This window comes from Sphingopyxis indica, from assembly GCF_900188185.1.
GTDB lineage: Bacteria > Pseudomonadota > Alphaproteobacteria > Sphingomonadales > Sphingomonadaceae > Sphingopyxis > Sphingopyxis indica.
In genome coordinates, this window is record NZ_FZPA01000006.1 from 86,178 (window position 1) to 103,413 (window position 17,236).

A 17,236-nucleotide genomic window follows, 5' to 3' on the forward strand; every position below is an offset into this window, starting at 1 on the left:
AACCTCTTTCTCTGCGGCCTCTGCGCCTCTGCGCGGGAAAAATATTCGCGCAGAGGCGCAGAGGCCGCAGAGATGCGAAGCGAGTCCCGGAAATGCGCTTTGCGCGGCCGACGGGCGGCTCCGCTCGCTCCCCCCGCGCAATGGCATGGGATCAGGCCGATTCGGCTTCGTCGAGCACCCAGTTCGGGTCGCTGCTGCCCACCGCGCGGCGGAAGGTCCAGAGGTCGGTGGCCGGCACCGCGTCGCTGAGCGAGCCCGCGATCACCTTGCCCTCGGCATCGCGCGTCACCGCGCTGATGTCGGCCTGATAGCGCACGGTGATGCGCGCGTCGCTGCGTCCGACCTCGACCGCGGTGATCCTGGTCGCCTCGATACCGACAAGGCGGTTGTCGAGCGTTTCGCCGCGCGCCTCACGCGCGTCGATCGCGTCCGCGAACGCCTGATAGCTGTCGTCGTCGCACAGGTCGCGCAGCGTGTCGCGGTCGCCCGCCCAATAGGCTTCGAGGATCATGCGATAGGCGGCGTTCGCGCCCTCGACGAAGCGGCCGGCGTCGAAATGGCGGTCGGCGGCGAGCAGGGTGCGCAGCCCGGCCTCGGCGGCGGGTTCGTATACGAGGCCCGCGGCGTCGGTCGCGGCGGTCGCCGGCGGCGGCAGCGCATCGCCCTCATCGACGCGCACCGGCGCCAGCGCGGTGCGCTCCTCGCGGCGCGGCAGCACCGGTTCCTGCTCATGTCCCGTGCGCTTGCCGAGCACCGAATAGAGCCGCATGCCGAGGAAAGCGGCAATCATGGCGAGCAATACGATCGAGAATGCGGTCACGGGCAAAGGTCCAATGCGTGCGAAATATCCCCACCAACATAGGCGATGGGCGGCCATGTTTCAAATGCCATGGCGTCTGGGCGCTGACAGGTCAACGCTTTGCCCGCGTCCGGGTTGCGACGCACCGTGCGCGGTGCGCGGCGGGCAGCCCCATTGTGCTGGCGGCGGCGCGCTGCTAAGCGCGCCCGCAACGCCCGTGCGGCCGGCCCGCGGCGCGCGCGGCTTCCGTTCGAATTTCCAGTGAAAGCTTGATTCCATGGCCGACGACACCACCCCCGACTTCACGCCCGAAACGCTGACCAACGGCGAGGACAACAGCCCCGCGATCGGCCTGATCTCGCAATATGTGAAGGATCTGTCGTTCGAGAATCCGAACGCCCCCGCGGTCTATCAGTGGCAGTCGGCCCCGCAGATGGACGTTCAGTTCAACATCGGCGCCGAGGGCGTCGGCGAGAATCTGTTCGAAGTCACGCTGAAGATCGACGTGACCGCGAAGAATGACGAAGGCACCGGCTTTGTCGTCGAGCTGAAATATGCCGGCCTGTTCGGCGTCCGCAACATTCCCGAGGACCAGCTTCAGCCCTTCTTCCTCGCCGAAGCGCCGCGCATCCTGTTCCCCTTCGCGCGCCGCGTCGTCGCCGACGCCGTGCGCGACGGCGGCTTCCCGCCCTTCCTGCTCGAGCCGATCGACTTCCACGGCCTGTTTCAGCAGCAGCTGCAGGCGCAGCAGGGCGACGGCCAGACCATGGCCGCGCCGGCCGGCGAGGCCTGACCCGAAGCGCGATCGGACGCATTTGGCTTCCGTCGTCATTGCGAGGGCCGGAGGCCCGTGGCAATCCAGGGTGGATGAAACCGCTCTGGATTGCTTCGCTTCGCTCGCAATGACGCATTGTCTTGACCCCATCATGCTCCGCCGATGAGCAGCCTGGTCAAAAATGTCGGGACGATCGGCGGGCTGACGCTGGTCAGCCGCATTTTCGGCTTCGTGCGCGACATGCTGCTCGCGCGCGTGCTCGGCGCGGGGCTCGCGGCCGACGCCTTCCAGCTCGCCTTCATCCTGCCCAACACTTTTCGCCGCCTGTTCGCCGAGGGTGCCTTTTCGGTCGCCTTCGTGCCGATGTACAGCCGCGCGCTGCACGGGGAAGGCGGCGAAGGCGCCGCCGACCGCTTCGCCAACGACGTGCTGTCGGTGTTCCTCTGGGCGCTGCTCGTCTTTTCGGGCGTCATGATGGCGGCGATGCCGGGGGTCGTGTGGGTGCTCGCGCGCGATTATCAGGACGTGCCCGGCAAATTCGAGCTCGCGGTGTTTCTGAGCCGCGTCACCTTTCCCTATCTCGCGCTGATCAGCCTCGTCGCGATGCTCTCGGGCCTGCTCAACGCGCGGTCGCGCTTCGCGCCGGGCGCCTTTGCCCCGGTGCTGCTCAACATCGTGCTGATCGGCGGCATATTGACCGGCGCCTGGCTGCGCGGCGACAGCCATGACGACCGCATCGTCGCGCTCGCTCTCGCCATCTCGGTCAGCCTCGCCGGGGTCGCGCAGCTCGCCTATCTCTGGTGGGCGGTGCGCCGCGCCGGGCTGAAGCTCCATATCCGCGTGCCGAAGCTGACCCCCGAGGTGCGGCGGCTCGGCATGTTGATCCTGCCCGCGACCTTCGGCGCCGGAATCTATCAGGTCAGCCAGTTCGTCGACACCTTCTTCGCGACGTCGCTGCCGCAGGGATCGCTGACCCTGCTCAAGCTCGCCGACCGCCTCAATCAGATGCCGCTCGGCATCGTCGGCATCGCGCTCGGCACCGCGATCCTGCCGATGCTGTCGCGCCATATCCATTCGGGCGACGCCGCCGAGGCGCAGCGCTTGCAGAGCAATGCCTTCGAAATGGCGACCCTGCTCACCCTGCCTGCCGCCGCGGCGCTCGCGATCTGTGCCCCCGCCTTCACCGCTGCCTTTTTCGTCGGGGGCAAGTTCACCGCCGCCGACGGCGCGATCATGGCGAACATCGTCGTCGCGCTCGTCGCCGGGCTGCCCGCCTATGTGATCGTCAAGATTTTGAACCCCGGTTTCTTCGCGCGCGAGGATACGCGGACGCCGGTGTGGACCGCGCTCGCGGCGCTGATCGTCAACATCGCGATCAACCTCTATGTCGTTCGCCGCTTCGGCATCGTCGGCCTTGCAGGCGCGACCGCGGCGTCGGCGACGATCAACTGCCTCCTGCTCTACGCGATCCTGCACCGGCGCGGCTGGTTCCGCTTCACCGCGAAGCTCGGGCTTCGCATTTTGCGCCAGCTCGTCGCGGTCGCCGCGATGTCGGCGCTGCTCTGGTGGCTGATGCCATTGCTTGCCGCTCACTATAGCGGCGGCGCGTTCGAGCGCGCCTGGTCGCTTTCGGCGCTCGTCGCGGCGGGCGGAACCAGCTTCTTTGCAGCTGCTTGGGTGGTCGGCGCGCTTGACAAGGATCTCCTCGCCATGCTGACGCGGCGGCGCGCCAGGCCGGCGCCGGCACAGGAGTAGACCATGCGGATCGTATCGGGCATCCAGCCCACCGGACAATTGCACCTCGGCAACTATCTGGGCGCGATCCGCAACTGGGTGCGGATGCAGGACGAGGCCGCAGCGGCGGGGGGCGAATGCCTCTTCTTCCTCGCCGACCTTCATGCGATCTCGATGCCGCACGTCCCCGCCGAGCTGACCGCGAGCACGCGCGCGATGACCGCCGCGCTGGTCGCCTGCGGGATCGACCCCGACTGCTCGACGCTGTTCAACCAGGCGCGCGTCCCCGCGCACGCCGAGCTGCAATGGCTGCTGAACGGCACCGCGCGCATGGGCTGGCTGAACCGCATGACGCAGTGGAAGGACAAGGCGGGCAAGAACCGCGAAAGCGCGTCGGCGGCGCTCTTCACCTATCCGGTGCTGCAGGCGGCCGACGTGCTGCTCTATCAGGCGACGCACGTCCCGGTCGGCGAGGACCAGAAACAGCATCTCGAGCTCGCGCGCGACATCGCACAGAAGTTCAACAATGATTTCGCGAGCGAGGATCGTCCGGTCTTCACCCTGCCCGAACCGATCATCCCGCCGGGCGCGGCGCGGATCATGAGCCTGCGCGACGGCAGCGCGAAGATGTCCAAGTCCGACCCGTCGGACATGAGCCGCATCAACCTGACCGACGATGCCGACACGATGATGCAGAAGGTGAAGAAGGCGCGCACCGACCCCGAGGTGCTGCCCTCCGAAGCCGCGGGACTCGAGGGGCGGGCCGAGGCGCGGAACCTGGTCGGCATCTATGCGACGCTCGCCGATACCAGCGTCGATGCGGTGCTCGGCCAGTTCGCCGGGCAGGGGTTCGGCGCGTTCAAACCGGCGCTCGGCGAGCTGCTCGTCGAAAAGCTGGCGCCGATCACCGCGCGCTTCGTCGCCTTGAAGGACGATCAGGCCGCGCTCGACGCGATCCTCGACAAGGGGGCGGCAAAGGCGCGGGCGCTTGCAAAACCGACGCTCGACACCACCTATCAGGCATTGGGATTGTGCCGCTGATTCAGGCACAAGCGGATTTTGGCGCGAACGAAGCTGCGACGAGCCGAGTTCAACCAAGGTTAAGTCGCATTGGTGTAGTCATGGTATAAAGCGCGCGGGCAAAGCGCGCACCGAATCACGGAGCAGAACCATGAGCAAGACGAATTTCCGGCGGCTGGGTCTCGCCGTCCTCACCGGGGCGGCGCTCGCGCTCGCGGGCTGCGCCACCCCCTTCAAGGCCGACGTCGCGCGCTTCCAGGCGCAGCTGCCCGCGCCGCAGGGTCAGAGCTTCGTCGTCGAGGCGTCGAATCCGGCGCTCGAAGGCGGGATCGAGTTCGGCCAATATGCCAATCTCGTTGCGGGCGAACTGACCCGCTATGGCTATCGCCCCGCCGCGCCGGGGGAAAACGCCGACATGGTCGTGCATATGGACTATGGCATCGACAAGGGCCGCGAACGCGTCGTGAGCACGCCGGGCTTTCGCGATCCGTGGTACGGCGGCTGGTACGGCCCGGGCTTCTATACCCCGGTCGTCGTGCGCGGGCGCCACGGGCGCCGCTATATCGCCGGCTATTACGACCCCTTTCTGTGGGGCGGCTATGGGGCGGGCTGGGGCTATGACGACGTCAGCAGCTACACCGTCTATACGAGCGACCTCAACCTGACGATCGACCGCAAGTCGACCGGCGAGCGATTGTTCGAAGGCCGCGCGCAGGCGCAGTCGCGCGACAACGACCTGACCGCAATCGTCCCCAATCTGGTGCAGGCGATGTTCACCGGCTTCCCCGGCAATTCGGGCGAGCGCGTCCGCATCACGGTGGCGCCGCCCGAAAAGGGCTGAGGCCGGTCGAGGCGAAAGAAGAGGCCCGCTTTCCGGCGTGGAAGGCGGGCTTTTTTGCGGATGTTTGCCTTCTTCGTCATCCCGGACTTGATCCGGGATCCATTTCTCCAGCGCTGCCTCAAGTGGACCCCGGATCAAGTCCGGGGTGACGATGTCGGATGGGTCTGCTTCCGCCCGAAAGCGGCCGCCCCGATTTCAGCTGTTCAGGCTGCGCCGGATCGCGGCGATTTCGGCGTCGAGTTCGCTGTCGCTGACGCGCAGCGCCTCGACCGTGCGGACCGCATGGATCACCGTCGAATGGTCGCGCCCGCCGAAGCGGCGGCCGATTTCGGGGTAGGAGCGCGGGGTCAGTTCCTTCGCGAGATACATGGCGACCTGACGCGGGCGCGCGATCGCGCGGACGCGGCGTTTCGACGCCATTTCGGCCTTGTCGAGCTTGTAATGCGCGCACACCGCGCGCTGAATCTCGTCGATCGTGATCCGCGGGCGCGCGCAGCGGACATTTTCGGCGAGCCGGTCCTCGGCGAGCGCGAGGTCGACGCGCACCCCGGTGAGCGCCGCATAGGCGAGCAGCTTGTTGAGCGCGCCCTCGAGCTCACGGATGTTGCGGGTGAAATGCTTGACCAGCCAGGCGACGACCTCATCGGGCACCTCGACCATCGGCATCGCGGCGAGCCGCTGGCGGATGATGCGCTCGCGCAGATCGTCCTCGGGCGCCTCGATGTCGGCGACGAGCCCGCCCGCCAGCCGCGACAAAAGCCGCGCCTCGACCCCGTCGAGCATCGCAGGCGGCCGGTCGGCGGTGACGACGAGGCGCTTGCCCGAGCACATCAGATCGTCGATCGTGTGAAGCAATTCTTCCTGTGTCGAATTCTTGCCGATCACGAATTGCAGATCGTCGAGCAGCAACAGGTCGGCGGCGCGCAGCCGCGCCTTGAATGCCATCATGTCGCCGCCGCGCATCGCGCCGACGAATTCGAGCATGAATTTTTCCGCCGACATCAGGATGATCGTCGCAGCCGGATGCTCGGCCTCATAAGCCTGCGCGATCGCGTGGAGCAGGTGCGTCTTGCCCTGCCCGGTGCCCGAGCAGAGGTAGAGCGGGTTGAACTGCGGCGCCTCGACCATCGCCATGCGGCGCGCGGCGTTGGCGGCGAGGATATTGCTGCGCGCGACGACGAAGCGTTCGAAGCTGAGCTTCGCATCGAAGGCCGATGGCGCGGCAGGCGCAGCGATGGCAGCGGGCGCGAGCGGCGGCAGCGGCGCCGCGGTCATCGCCGCCTGGCGCTCGGCGGCGCCGGGTCCCGCGCGCACGAGCACCGAGCGCACCGCGGGCAGATGGTGCCGCCAAGCCAGTTCGAGCCGGTCGCCGAAGCGTTCGTTGATCCAGTTCGCCGAAAAGCGGCTCGCCGTTTCGAGCGTCACGACGCCCGACAATGTGCAATAATCGGCGAAGCGCACCGGCTTCAGCCAGTGGTCGAAGGTGCGTGCGCCGAGATCGCGGCGCAGCCCCTCGGCAACGCGCGGCCAGAGCGCCGCGGCGTCGCCGCTCATCGGCCCATGTCCCGCGCTGCAATCATGGCTGTCCCCTTCATCGTCACCTGATCCATCCCTCGCTGGCCCCCGTGTCGCCGCCGCTCGAGCCGGGAGCCGCCGCCACGCTGCTTCTTCCGCCTGACCGCAGGGCGCAGACGTCCCGTCCCGGGCACGTGGCCCGAAAGCGAACGAATCATGTCGATGTGGCGGCCGCCGGCGATGGCTGGCGACGTCCCTTGTTAGGCAGGAGAAAGAGCAACGATCAAGGCCGCGACGCGTAAAAATTCTGAAATAAAATTCTTGACTCGCCGGACCCCCCGGAAAAGCAAGAAATGGGCAATTTATTGCCTGATTTCAGATAGATATAGCTGACAATTTTCCCGGTCACCAACGAATCGCCACGAATCCGTCACTTACCGCATTGCAACAGCAATGACTTTTAGCGGTCACAAAAAAAGACCCGCCGGAGGGCCGGCGGGTCCTTGTCTTTCGCATCGGTGCGAAGGGCGAATCAGCCGATCGCGTTGACGCTCTTCGTCAGGCGCGAATATTTGCGCGCGACGGTATTCTTGTGCAGCACGCCCTTCGCGACGCCGCGCGCCATCTCGGGCTGCGCCGCGGCGAGCGCCGCGGTCGCGGCGTTCTTGTCGCCGGCAGCGACGGCGGCTTCGACCTTCTTGACCAGCGTGCGGATGCGCGACACGCGGTTCTTGTTGACGATCGTGCGCGCCGTGTTGCGGCGGATGCGCTTCTTTGCCTGCGGCGTATTGGCCATAAGTTCCTCAAAAATCCAATCGGTTCAACGGTCGGAGCACAGCCGGAAGCGGAGCAGCCGAATCGCGCGCGGGCGGCGAATCAATGTCCGGATACGGCCGGTTCCGGATGACCGGACCCTGCTCGAAGGGTGCGCCCATAGCCATGCGGGCCGCGAAGGTCAATGGTTTTCGGGCGGTTTGCCCGCATGTAATACCATATCCCGGCGATGCGCTGGCGCGATTTTGGTTTCACGCGAAGACGTGAAGAAGAAAGCGGAGACCGACAGGCCTCTTTCCTGTCTCCACGGCGCCTCACGATCCAACGGGGTGATTGAGGAGACCGCTTCGCGGCAATCGCCATATCTTCGCGCCTTCGCGTCTTCGCGTGAAATTTTCGTCAAAACCGGGGCCGAACCTCAGCGCTGACATTTGGGGCAGTAAAAGGTCGACCGTCCGCTCTGCACGATCCGCGCGATGGTGCCGCCGCATTCGCACCGCTCGCCCTCGCGGCCATAGACGCGCCAGTCCTTCGCGAAATAGCCGAGGTCGCCTTCGGGGCTGAGGAAATCGCGCAGGGTCGATCCGCCCGCGGCGATCGCGGCGGTGAGCACCGCCTTGATCGCCGGGACGAGCGCCGCGAGCTTCGCGCGCGCGACGTCGGCCGCGGCGCGCGCCGGCGCGATCCGCGCCATGTTGAGCGCCTCGCAGACATAGATGTTGCCGAGCCCCGCGACGATCGTCTGGTCGAGCAGCATCGCCTTGACCGGCGCGCGGCGCCCCGCGAACGCTTTGGCCAGATGCGCGGCGTCGAACGCATCCGAAAGCGGTTCCGGCCCGAGCGTCACGAAGGCGGGGAAGATCGTCAGCGGATCGCCGCTTACCAGATCGACCGATCCGAAGCGCCGCGGGTCGTGGAGGAAGAGGCGGTGCCCGGCGCCGGTTTCGAGCAGCAGATGGTCGTGCTTTCCCGCCTCGCCGCCCTCGGTGCGCCAGCGCCCCGACATGCCGAGGTGAAAGATCATGTGATCGTCGCGATCGGTCGATACGATGCCATATTTGGCGCGCCGCGACAGGCGCGTGACCGTCGCCCCGGTCAGCCGCTGCGCCAGGTCGACCGGAAAGGGACGGCGCAGGTCGGGGCGGAAGGTGCTGACGGTGACGAGCCGCTGCCCTTCGAGGAAGGGCGCGAGGCCGCGCACGGTGGTTTCGACTTCGGGCAGCTCGGGCATGATGTCCTCGCGGCTACGCGCCATTTGCGCGCGCGGCAAGGCCCGGCTAAAGGCGCAGCTTCACTTCTCCACTCCCCGCAAAGGCGCGACTCCATGGCCACCCCCGATACCGTCAGCTTCGGCTATGAACAGGTTCCCGCGGGCCAGAAGACCGCGAAGGTCGGCGAAGTGTTCAGCCGCGTCGCGCGCAAATATGACATCATGAACGACGCGATGTCGGGCGGGATGCACCGGTTGTGGAAGGACCGTTTCGTGCGCCGCGTCAAGCCGCGCGCCGGCGAGGCAATCCTCGACATGGCGGGCGGCACCGGCGACATCGCCTTTCGCATGGAGCGCTCGGGCGCGAGCATCACGGTCGCCGACATCAATCCCGACATGCTGGGCGTCGGCATGGAGCGCGCGGCGGAGCGCGGCATCGACAGCCTCGTCTGGTCCGAACAGAATGCCGAGGCGCTGAGCTTTCCGGACCGGTTTTTCGACGCCTATACGATCGCCTTCGGCATCCGCAACGTCACCGACATTCCGGCGGCGCTCAAGGAAGCGCACCGCGTGCTGCGCTATGGCGGGCGCTTCTTCTGCCTCGAATTTTCGACCAACGAATGGCCGGGTTTCGCGCAGCTGTACGATGCCTATTCGCACCATCTGGTGCCGAAGCTCGGCAAGCTGATCGCGAACGATGAAGACAGCTATCGCTATCTGATCGAATCGATCCGCCGCTTCCCGCCGATGCCCGAATTTGCGCAGATGATCCGCGACGCGGGCTTTTCGCAGGTCAAGGTCGAACCGATCATGGGCGGGCTGGTCGCGATCCACAGCGGGTGGAAGGCGTGAGGGGGCGAACCCGTCTCTCCCCTCCCGCTTGCGGGAGGGGTCGGGGGAGCGCCTGTTTGTCCCGCGCCCGCCTCGACATGCCCTCCCCTAGCCCCTCCCGCAAGCGGGAGGGGGATTTCGCATGACCCGTCCCGTCACCCATATTTTCCGGCTGCTGAAATGGGGCCGCATCCTCGCGCGCCACGGGGCGCTGCGCGGGATCGAGAGCGCGCCGGCGACGCCGAGCGGGGTCAAAAGGCTGTGCCGCATCGCGCGGCTCGGCACGATCCAGCCGCGCGTGCCCGACTATGCCGCCGCGTTTCAGGCGATCGGCCCCGCCGCGGTCAAGCTCGGCCAGACGCTCGCGACGCGCCCCGACCTCGTCGGCGAGGAGGCCGCGCGCAACCTCCTCTCGCTTCAGGATGCCCTGCCCCCCGTCGCCTTCGACCGGATCAGGGCCGAGATCGAGGCGACGTTCGAGGCGCCGCTCGAAAGCCTCTACGCCGAATTCGACCCCGAACCGGTCGGGTCGGCGTCGATCGCACAGGTTCACCGCGCGGTGACCGCCGACGGGCGGCAGGTCGCGGTCAAGGTCCGCCGCCCCGGCATCGACAAGCAGTTCGCGCGCGACATCGAAACCTATGAATGGGCCGCCGCGCATCTCGAAGCGTTCGGCGGCGAGGCGGCGCGGTTGCGGCCGCGGCAGGTGATCGCCAATTTCCGCCGCTGGACCTTGCGCGAGCTGGATTTGCGGCGCGAAGCGGCGTCGGCGTCGGAGCTCGCCGACGCGATGGCGGCCGACCCGACCTATGAAGTGCCGCCGATCGACTGGGACCGCACCGCCAATCGGGTGATGACGCTCGGGTGGATCGACGGGATCAAGATTTCGCACCGCGACCAGCTGATCGCCGCGGGGCACGACATGGAGGCGCTCGCGGCGAACCTCGTCCACGCCTTTCTGCGCCAGGCGATCGCCGAGGGCTTTTTCCACGCCGACATGCACCAGGGCAATTTGTTCGTGAAGGCCGACGGGACGATCGCCGCGGTCGATTTCGGCATCATGGGGCGGATCGACCGGCGCGCGCGCTATTGGCTCGCCGAAATCCTCTATGGGCTGACCACGGGCAATTACCGCCGCGTCGCCGAGATTCATTTCGAGGCGCAATATGTGCCCGACTATCACAATGTCGAGGAGTTCGCGACGGCGCTGCGCGCGGTCGGCGAGCCGATGCGCGGCAAGCCGGTGAGCGAGCTCAGCGTCGGGCAGATGCTCGACGGGCTGTTCGCGATCACCCGCGATTTCGACATGCAGACGCAGCCGCACCTGCTGCTCCTGCAAAAGACGATGGTGATGGTCGAAGGCGTCGCGACGATGCTGAACCCCGCGATCAACATGTGGGACGTATCGGGGCCGTTCGTGCGCGAATGGATTCGCGACGAACTCGGCCCCGAGGCCGCGCTCGCCGACGGGCTGCGCAAGCAGGCGGGGACGCTCGCGCTGATCCCCGACATCATCCGGCGGCTCGACGAGCAATTGCCGAGGAAAGGCGCCGCGCCGCCCGCACCGCCGCTGCCCGACATTCCGCTGATGTGGGAACCGGGCGAGCGGCGCGTCTGGTGGCGCTATGCGCTGACCGCGCTCGCCGGTGCGGCAATAGGCGTCGCCGCCATGATGTGGCTTCCCCTCACTCCGCCCTAAAGCGTCATCCGATAGACGAGAAAGCCCGAACGCTCGGCGAGCGCGTCATAGAGACGGCGCGCATTATGGTTGGTTTCGTGCGTCTGCCAATAGACGCGCGCCGCCCCCGCGAGGCGCGCCTCTTCCGCCACGCGAGCGATCAGCGTCGAGGCGATGCCGCGGCCGCGCGCGCTTTCGGCGGTGAACAGATCCTGCAGATAGCAGACGTCGGCGATCGACGTCGTGCTGCGGTGATAGAGATAGTGGACGAGGCCGACGAGCTCGCCATCCGCTTCGGCGACGAGCGCGTGCATCGGCTGGTCGGGGTCGAAGAAGCGCACCCAGGTCGCCGAGGTGACATCGGCGGGGAGCGCGGCGCGCCCGCTGCGGCCATAGAATTCATTATAACCGTGCCACAGCGGCAGCCAGCGGTCGAAGTCGCCCTGCACCGGGGGACGAATGTGAAGCGCGTCGGACATGCGCCAGCGCTACGCGCTCGCGGGGCGCCTGTCGACGGACGATCGGGCCGCGAGCCCGCGCTGGAGGTCGAGCCCGCTCGGCTGCTGAAAAACGCGCAGGCCGAATTCGGGCAGGATCGCGAGCAGATGGTCGAAGATGTCCGACTGAATGCCTTCATAATCGCCCCATGCGGTCGTGTTGGTGAAGCAATAGATTTCGAGCGGCAACCCCTGCGGGGTCGGGTCGAGCTGGCGCACCATCAAGGTCATGCCCTGCGCGATATGGGCGTTGGCGCGCAGATATTCGACCACATAGGCGCGGAAGGTGCCGATATTGGTGACGTTGCGCTCGTTCACCGGATCGCGCCCCGCCTTTTCGAGCGCGGCGTTCCATTCGCCGAGTTCCTTCTGCTTGCGGCCGAGATAGGCGTCGAGCAACTGGAAGCGGTGCAGCTTCTGTTTCTCGTCGGACGAAAGGAAGCGGATGCCGTTCTGGTCGATGAACAGCGATCGCTTGATCCGCCGCCCGCCGGCTTCGGACATGCCGCGCCAGTTCCTGAAGCTTTCGGAGATCAGCCGGTGCGTCGGAATCGTGCTGATCGTCTTGTCCCAATTCTGCACCTTGACCGTGTGGAGCGCGATGTCGATCACGTCGCCGTCGGCGCCGAGCGCTGGCATTTCGATCCAGTCGCCGACGCGGATCATGTCGTTCGAGGTGAGCTGGACCGACGCGACGAGCGAGAGGATCGTGTCCTTGAACACCAGCAGCAGCACCGCCGCCATCGCACCGAGCCCCGACAGGAGGAGGAACGGTGACTGGTCCATCAGCGCCGCGACGATCAGGATCGCGGCACCGGCATAGAGCGCGATTTTCAAGAGCTGAATATAACCCTTGATCGGCCGGCTCGCGGCGTCGGGGCGGTGATTGTAGATGTCGTTGCCGAGGCTGAGCGCCTTGCTGAGCGCCATCGCGACGAACAGGATGATCGACGCCGCGACGACATTGCTGACCAGCGTTACGATGGCGCCCGGCAGATTCGGGACGAGGACGATCCCCGACGAGATAATCAGCGCCGGAACGATATTGGCGAGCCGCGCCGCAACAGGCAGCGGCGTCAGGTCGTCGTGCGGCAGCCAGCGCGTGACGATACGCAGCACGATATGCTTGACGATGAAGTTGGCGAGCCACGCGACGGCGGCGAGCAACAGGAGGCCAAGCAGGGTTTCGGCCCAGGGCGGCAGATGGCCGAGGAAGGGCAGGGCGTCGGCGAGGTCGAGGCTGAGGCTTTCGGTCGTAAACTGGCGCATGGCGTCGTGCCCGCCGGCGGCGGGGCGTGGCTCCTCTGGCTATCGGTAACGCGCGCTAGGTGGCAATTGCCGCCGCGCATGTCAAATCGAGCGCCTATGCTTCGGAGCGCCCCACTCCTTCGCGGTCGCGTGGATAATGGCGCGCGAGCGGGAAGGGCGGCAGCCACGCTTCGCGGCGGATGATCCAGCTTTCATACGTCGGAACGAAGCGATCGGGCCCATCGAACGCGCCGAGATTCACTTCGATCTCGTCGCCGCTGCGCCCAAACGGCGACGAGCCGCAGCGCGGGCAGAAATGCCGTCCTTCATAGGCGCGCGTTTCTCCCGCGACCGTCACCGCATCGGCGGGAAAGATCGCCGAGGCGTGGAAGAGCGCGCCATGATGCTTGCGGCAATCGAGGCAATGGCAAAGCCCGACGCGATAGGGCTCGCCGCGCGTCTCGAAACGCACATCGCCGCACTGGCAACCACCGCTCTGCGCATCCATGTCTGCGTCCTTTCCGTTTCGAGGAGCCCCTCTAGCGCGCGCTCGACATCGAATAGGGCCGCGCCGACGCCGCACTGCCCCACGCCTTGTCGGGCTCTGCCTGCATCGTGAAGCGCAGCGTGCCGCCGGCGCGGATTTCGGCGTCGGAGATCCAGCTTCGCGCGAGCGGCTTGCCGTTGAGTTCGACCTTGCCGACATAGCGGTTCGCGTCGGACAGCCCGGCCGTCTCGACCGTGAAGCGCTTGCCGTTCGGCAGGGTCAGCACCGCATGATCGACGAAGGGGCGGCCGATCACATATTGGTTCGACCCCGGCGCGACCGGATAGAAGCCCAGCCCCGTGAACAGCAGCCACGACGACATCTGGCCGAGGTCGTCGTTGCCAGAGAGGCCGTCGGGGGTCGGCTTATACTGGCTGTCGACGATCTGCTTGAGCCGCTCCTGCGTGCGCCACGGCGCGCCGGCATAGGCGTAGAGATAGGCGACATGGTGGCTCGGTTCGTTGCCGTGGATATATTGGCCGATCAGCCCGGCGATGTCCTCGGCATGGCTGTAGTCGAGCTTCGACACGTCATAATCGAACATCGCGTCGAGCTTGGCGATCGTCTTCGCATCGCCCCCGAGCAGGTCGAACAGCGCCTTCTGATCCTGCGGCACGAACCAGCTATATTGCCACGCATTGCCCTCGGTATAGTCCGAGCCATAGTTGATCGCGGTCGGATCGAAGGGGGTGCGGAAGCTGCCGTCGCTCAGCCTTGCGCGCAGCCAGCCCGACTTTGCATCGAAGCTGTTCCGCCAATAGCCCGCGCGCTTGTAGAAGCGGTCGGCGACATCCTTGCGCCCCATCTTCTCGGCCATGCGCGCGATCGTCCAGTCGTCATAGGCATATTCGACCGTCTTCGACGCCGCCTCGGGCTCGCGGTCGATCGGGACATAGCCCAGCTTCATATAGTCGCCGAGCCCGCCATAGGGCGCATAGTCGGCGCTCGCGACCATCGCGGCGAGCGCCGCGTCGGCATCGAAATCGCCGACGCCCTTCAGATAGGCATCGGCGATCACCGGGACCGCGTGATAGCCGATCATCGTCCATGTCTCGCGCCCCGCGAACTGCCAGACCGGCAATATGCCGTGCGGGCTGTGCTCCCGGCTCGCGACGAGCGATTTGACGATGTCGGTCGTCACCTGCTCGGGCTGGACGAGGGTGAGCAAAGGATGCTCGGCGCGGAACGTATCCCACAGCGAGAAGGTCGAGCGGACGGTAAAATCCCTGGCGACATGCACCTGGTCGTCGGGCCCGCGGTAGCGGCCGTCGACGTCGCTCCACACGCTCGGTGCGAGCAAAGCGTGATAGAGGGCGGTGTAGAGATTGGTGCGCATCGGCGCCGGCGCGTCGATCCGAAGCCGGCCGAGCGCCTCGCGCCACGCGGCTTCGGTGCGCGCGCGCACCGCGTCGAAGCTCGCGCCCCCGGCTTCTTTTTCGGCCGCATCGAGATTGGCGATCGCGCCCGCCTCGTCGACCCCCGACAGCGCGACGCGCACCTCGAGCGGCGCCGTCAGCGTGCCGAAGTCGATCCGCGCCTCGAGCGCCTTGCCGAGCTTTTCGGCGAGCGCGTCGCTGCCGCGCCCCGGCGCCTGAAAGCCCTTGTAGGGGATATTTTCGTCGCGATCGAGGAAGGCATGGTTCGCGACCGGCGCCGAGAAACGCATCGCGAAGAAGAGCTTGCGCCCCGGCGCCCAGCCGCGCGTTTCGCGAAAACCGGTGAGCGTGCCGTCGGGGCGCAGGTGCAGCCCCGACCAGAGGATCTTGCCCGGATAATCATAGAGCGACGCGCGGAGATCGAGGAGCAGATGCGCCTCCTTCCCCGCCGGAAAGCTGTAGCGATGGATACCGATGCGTGTTCCGGCGGTCAGTTCGGCGCGGATGCCGCTGTCGGCCAGCGTCACCGCATAATAGCCGGGACTTGCCTTCTCGGTCGCATGGTCGAAGCGCTGGCGATAGCCCGAGCCGGGCTTGGCGGGATCGCCGGGGTCGAGCCGGACCTCTCCCGCCTGCGGCATGACGAGGATGTCGCCGAGGTCCGAATGGCCGGCGCCCGAGAAATGCGTGTGGCTGAACCCCTGAATCGTCGGGTCGGGATAGCTGTAGCCCGCGGCATGGTCATAGCAGTCGCGCACCCGGCACGTCGCATCGGTGTCGGGCGACAATTGAACCATGCCGAAGGGCGCCGTCGCGCCGGGGAAGGTGTGGCCTTCGGGGCCGGTGCCGATCATCGGGTCGACAAAAGCCAGCGGATCGGGTGCCGCGGGTTCGGCGGCGGACTGGAAGGGAAGGGCGGAAACGAGCAGCGCGGCGGCGAGGGGGATATGCTTCATGCGCCCCTTTGTGCCGCGAAGCGGCGGGCGTGCCAATGATGGAATAGGAATGCGGTGCCGAGGCGTTATTGATATTCGACGGTCACCGGAATCCGGCCGCGATAGTCGCCGTCGTCGCGCGCGTCGAGCTGGAGCCGTCCGCCGAAGCGGAAGCGCAGCCGGCCGTCGGGGCCGAGCCGCGGGACGCCCGCAAGGTCGGTGACGAGCCCCGTTACCCGCGCGCGGCCGCCGCTGCTGCTTTCGAGATCGACCGTCGGCGGCAGGATCACGCGCAGCTCGGCGCCGGGTGCGCCGCGCACCGAAACGACGCCGCTCACCGCATAGCCGCCGAGATCGACGATCTGCCCGCTCAGCCGCCGCGCGCCGGTGGCGGGGTCGAGCGCGACTTCGCCCCCCATCGCGCCGACCGCGACGCGGCTGAAATCGAGCTGGGTTTCGATTTCGACGTGCAGCGGCGTGTCGCGCCCGGCCGCGCGGCCGCTGCCGAATGCGCTGCTATCGTCCTTTGCGCAGAGCAGGCATTGCGCGCCGGCACCGGACGGCGCGGCGAGGAGCAGACCCAGAACGAGGAAAGAGCGCAAATTCACGCCTCCATCCTAGGGTCAGGACCCAAGAATTGCACGATCGAGGCGTCGAAATGGCGAAGATATCGGGTTCGGGCGGGTGCAGCGGGTAGCATCGCTACCCGCAAGGCCGCGCGGGCCCGAGATCGAAGCCATTTCGGCGTCCCCTCGGGATTTGACCGATTTTGCCCATGGCTTCGTCGAAAAGTCTGGAAATATCGGCATATTCCTGCGCCTTTTCTCCTCGCCCTGAGCAAAATCGCTTCAAACCTCGAGCGCGCAATTCTTGGGTCCTGACCCTAGATCATTCGTGGTTAATCCCGCGTAAAGCGGCGATCGGCCACTTGGGGCGCCCCTTGCGATGCGCCGGCGCGGTGCCGATATTGCGGGACGAACGGCCGCGCACTCGCGGCCCGGCAAGGAGATCATCGCCATGACCGATCCCAGGAGCGACGCGGCCCTCGACCCGATGGCCTTTCATGTGCTGCGCGAAGGCGGCACCGAGCGCGCCTTCACCGGCAAATATACCGACCACAAGGGCGACGGCATGTACCGCTGCGCCGGCTGCGGCGCGCCGCTGTTCGACAGCCGGACCAAATATGACAGCGGGTCGGGCTGGCCGAGCTATACCGCGCCCGCGAGCGACGGGGCGGTGAGCGAGCATCGCGACGCGAGCCACGGCATGATCCGCACCGAGGTGCGCTGCGCCAAATGCCAAGGCCACCTCGGCCACGTCTTCCCCGACGGCCCCGGTCCCGAAGGCCTGCGCTATTGCATCAACAGCGCGGCGCTTGACTTCGCCGAGCGCGGACGGGATGAGGCGGACACGAACGAAGGCTGATCGTCGGCCCTTCGGGGACCAGCGCCGGGGC

The 17,236-nt window shown here is 66.9% G+C and carries 16 protein-coding genes; 7 read left to right on the forward strand and 9 right to left on the reverse strand.

Translation table 11 applies throughout. The features are described from left to right. Positions 1–151: 151 nt before the first annotated feature. A complete protein-coding gene (locus tag CHB69_RS09770) occupies positions 152–877 on the reverse strand; it encodes a Tim44/TimA family putative adaptor protein (RefSeq protein WP_089215817.1) in 726 nt (241 codons plus the stop codon). A 199-nt stretch (positions 878–1,076) separates the two neighbouring features. Here CHB69_RS09770 and secB point away from each other — a divergent pair, with 199 nt between their 5' ends. The 4 genes from secB to CHB69_RS09790 all read left to right on the forward strand — a co-directional run bounded on the left by secB (position 1,077) and on the right by CHB69_RS09790 (position 5,169). Then, the gene (gene secB, locus CHB69_RS09775; RefSeq protein ID WP_089215818.1) at positions 1,077–1,592 is read left to right on the forward strand and encodes a protein-export chaperone SecB; all 516 of its coding nucleotides are present in this window, start codon (positions 1,077–1,079) and stop codon (positions 1,590–1,592) included. A gap of 144 nt (positions 1,593–1,736) precedes the next feature. Continuing rightward, positions 1,737–3,329, forward strand: a complete 1,593-nt coding sequence (gene murJ / locus CHB69_RS09780) for a murein biosynthesis integral membrane protein MurJ (protein ID WP_089215819.1) — start codon at positions 1,737–1,739, stop codon at positions 3,327–3,329. A 3-nt stretch (positions 3,330–3,332) separates the two neighbouring features. Further along, the gene (trpS, locus tag CHB69_RS09785) at positions 3,333–4,349 is read left to right on the forward strand and encodes a tryptophan--tRNA ligase (RefSeq protein WP_089215820.1); all 1,017 of its coding nucleotides are present in this window, start codon (positions 3,333–3,335) and stop codon (positions 4,347–4,349) included. Positions 4,350–4,479: 130 nt separating this feature from the next. Then, positions 4,480–5,169, forward strand: a complete 690-nt coding sequence (locus tag CHB69_RS09790; RefSeq protein WP_089215821.1) for a DUF4136 domain-containing protein — start codon at positions 4,480–4,482, stop codon at positions 5,167–5,169. 195 nt (positions 5,170–5,364) lie between these two features. Here CHB69_RS09790 and dnaA read toward each other — a convergent pair whose 3' ends face one another. From dnaA to mutM, 3 genes are all read right to left on the reverse strand, one after another. Continuing rightward, on the reverse strand, positions 5,365–6,723 hold the full coding sequence (dnaA, locus tag CHB69_RS09795; RefSeq protein ID WP_089215822.1) for a chromosomal replication initiator protein DnaA: 1,359 nt from the start codon (positions 6,721–6,723) through the stop codon (positions 5,365–5,367). 493 nt (positions 6,724–7,216) lie between these two features. Continuing rightward, positions 7,217–7,480 carry a 30S ribosomal protein S20 gene (gene rpsT, locus CHB69_RS09800; protein ID WP_089215823.1) on the reverse strand — a complete coding sequence of 88 codons (264 nt, stop codon included), beginning with the start codon at positions 7,478–7,480 and terminating at the stop codon, positions 7,217–7,219. Between the two features lie 396 nt (positions 7,481–7,876). Beyond that, positions 7,877–8,689 carry a bifunctional DNA-formamidopyrimidine glycosylase/DNA-(apurinic or apyrimidinic site) lyase gene (mutM, locus tag CHB69_RS09805; RefSeq protein ID WP_089215941.1) on the reverse strand — a complete coding sequence of 271 codons (813 nt, stop codon included), beginning with the start codon at positions 8,687–8,689 and terminating at the stop codon, positions 7,877–7,879. Positions 8,690–8,782: 93 nt separating this feature from the next. Between mutM and CHB69_RS09810 the strand changes: the two genes are divergently transcribed. Next, the gene (locus CHB69_RS09810; protein WP_089215824.1) at positions 8,783–9,520 is read left to right on the forward strand and encodes a class I SAM-dependent methyltransferase; all 738 of its coding nucleotides are present in this window, start codon (positions 8,783–8,785) and stop codon (positions 9,518–9,520) included. Between the two features lie 121 nt (positions 9,521–9,641). Continuing rightward, a complete protein-coding gene (ubiB, locus tag CHB69_RS09815) occupies positions 9,642–11,198 on the forward strand; it encodes a 2-polyprenylphenol 6-hydroxylase (protein WP_089215825.1) in 1,557 nt (518 codons plus the stop codon). Here the strand turns inward: ubiB and CHB69_RS09820 are convergent. From CHB69_RS09820 to CHB69_RS09840, 5 genes are all read right to left on the reverse strand, one after another. Then, entirely contained in the window at positions 11,195–11,656 is a 462-nt protein-coding gene (locus CHB69_RS09820) for a GNAT family N-acetyltransferase (RefSeq protein ID WP_089215826.1), read from the reverse strand. The genes ubiB and CHB69_RS09820 overlap by 4 nt on opposite strands. A 9-nt stretch (positions 11,657–11,665) precedes the next feature. Continuing rightward, the gene (locus tag CHB69_RS09825) at positions 11,666–12,943 is read right to left on the reverse strand and encodes a mechanosensitive ion channel family protein (RefSeq protein ID WP_089215827.1); all 1,278 of its coding nucleotides are present in this window, start codon (positions 12,941–12,943) and stop codon (positions 11,666–11,668) included. Positions 12,944–13,037: 94 nt separating this feature from the next. Next, the gene (locus tag CHB69_RS09830) at positions 13,038–13,430 is read right to left on the reverse strand and encodes a GFA family protein (protein WP_089215828.1); all 393 of its coding nucleotides are present in this window, start codon (positions 13,428–13,430) and stop codon (positions 13,038–13,040) included. Positions 13,431–13,461: 31 nt separating this feature from the next. Beyond that, positions 13,462–15,801 carry a GH92 family glycosyl hydrolase gene (locus tag CHB69_RS09835; RefSeq protein WP_089215829.1) on the reverse strand — a complete coding sequence of 780 codons (2,340 nt, stop codon included), beginning with the start codon at positions 15,799–15,801 and terminating at the stop codon, positions 13,462–13,464. 65 nt (positions 15,802–15,866) lie between these two features. Next, a complete protein-coding gene (locus CHB69_RS09840; RefSeq protein WP_245836686.1) occupies positions 15,867–16,388 on the reverse strand; it encodes a DUF4402 domain-containing protein in 522 nt (173 codons plus the stop codon). 409 nt (positions 16,389–16,797) lie between these two features. On the opposite strand from CHB69_RS09840, the gene msrB reads away from it, so the two are divergent. Continuing rightward, positions 16,798–17,205 (forward strand): peptide-methionine (R)-S-oxide reductase MsrB, encoded by a 408-nt coding sequence (gene msrB / locus CHB69_RS09850; protein WP_089215943.1) that lies wholly within the window; start codon positions 16,798–16,800, stop codon positions 17,203–17,205. Positions 17,206–17,236: the final 31 nt, after the last annotated feature.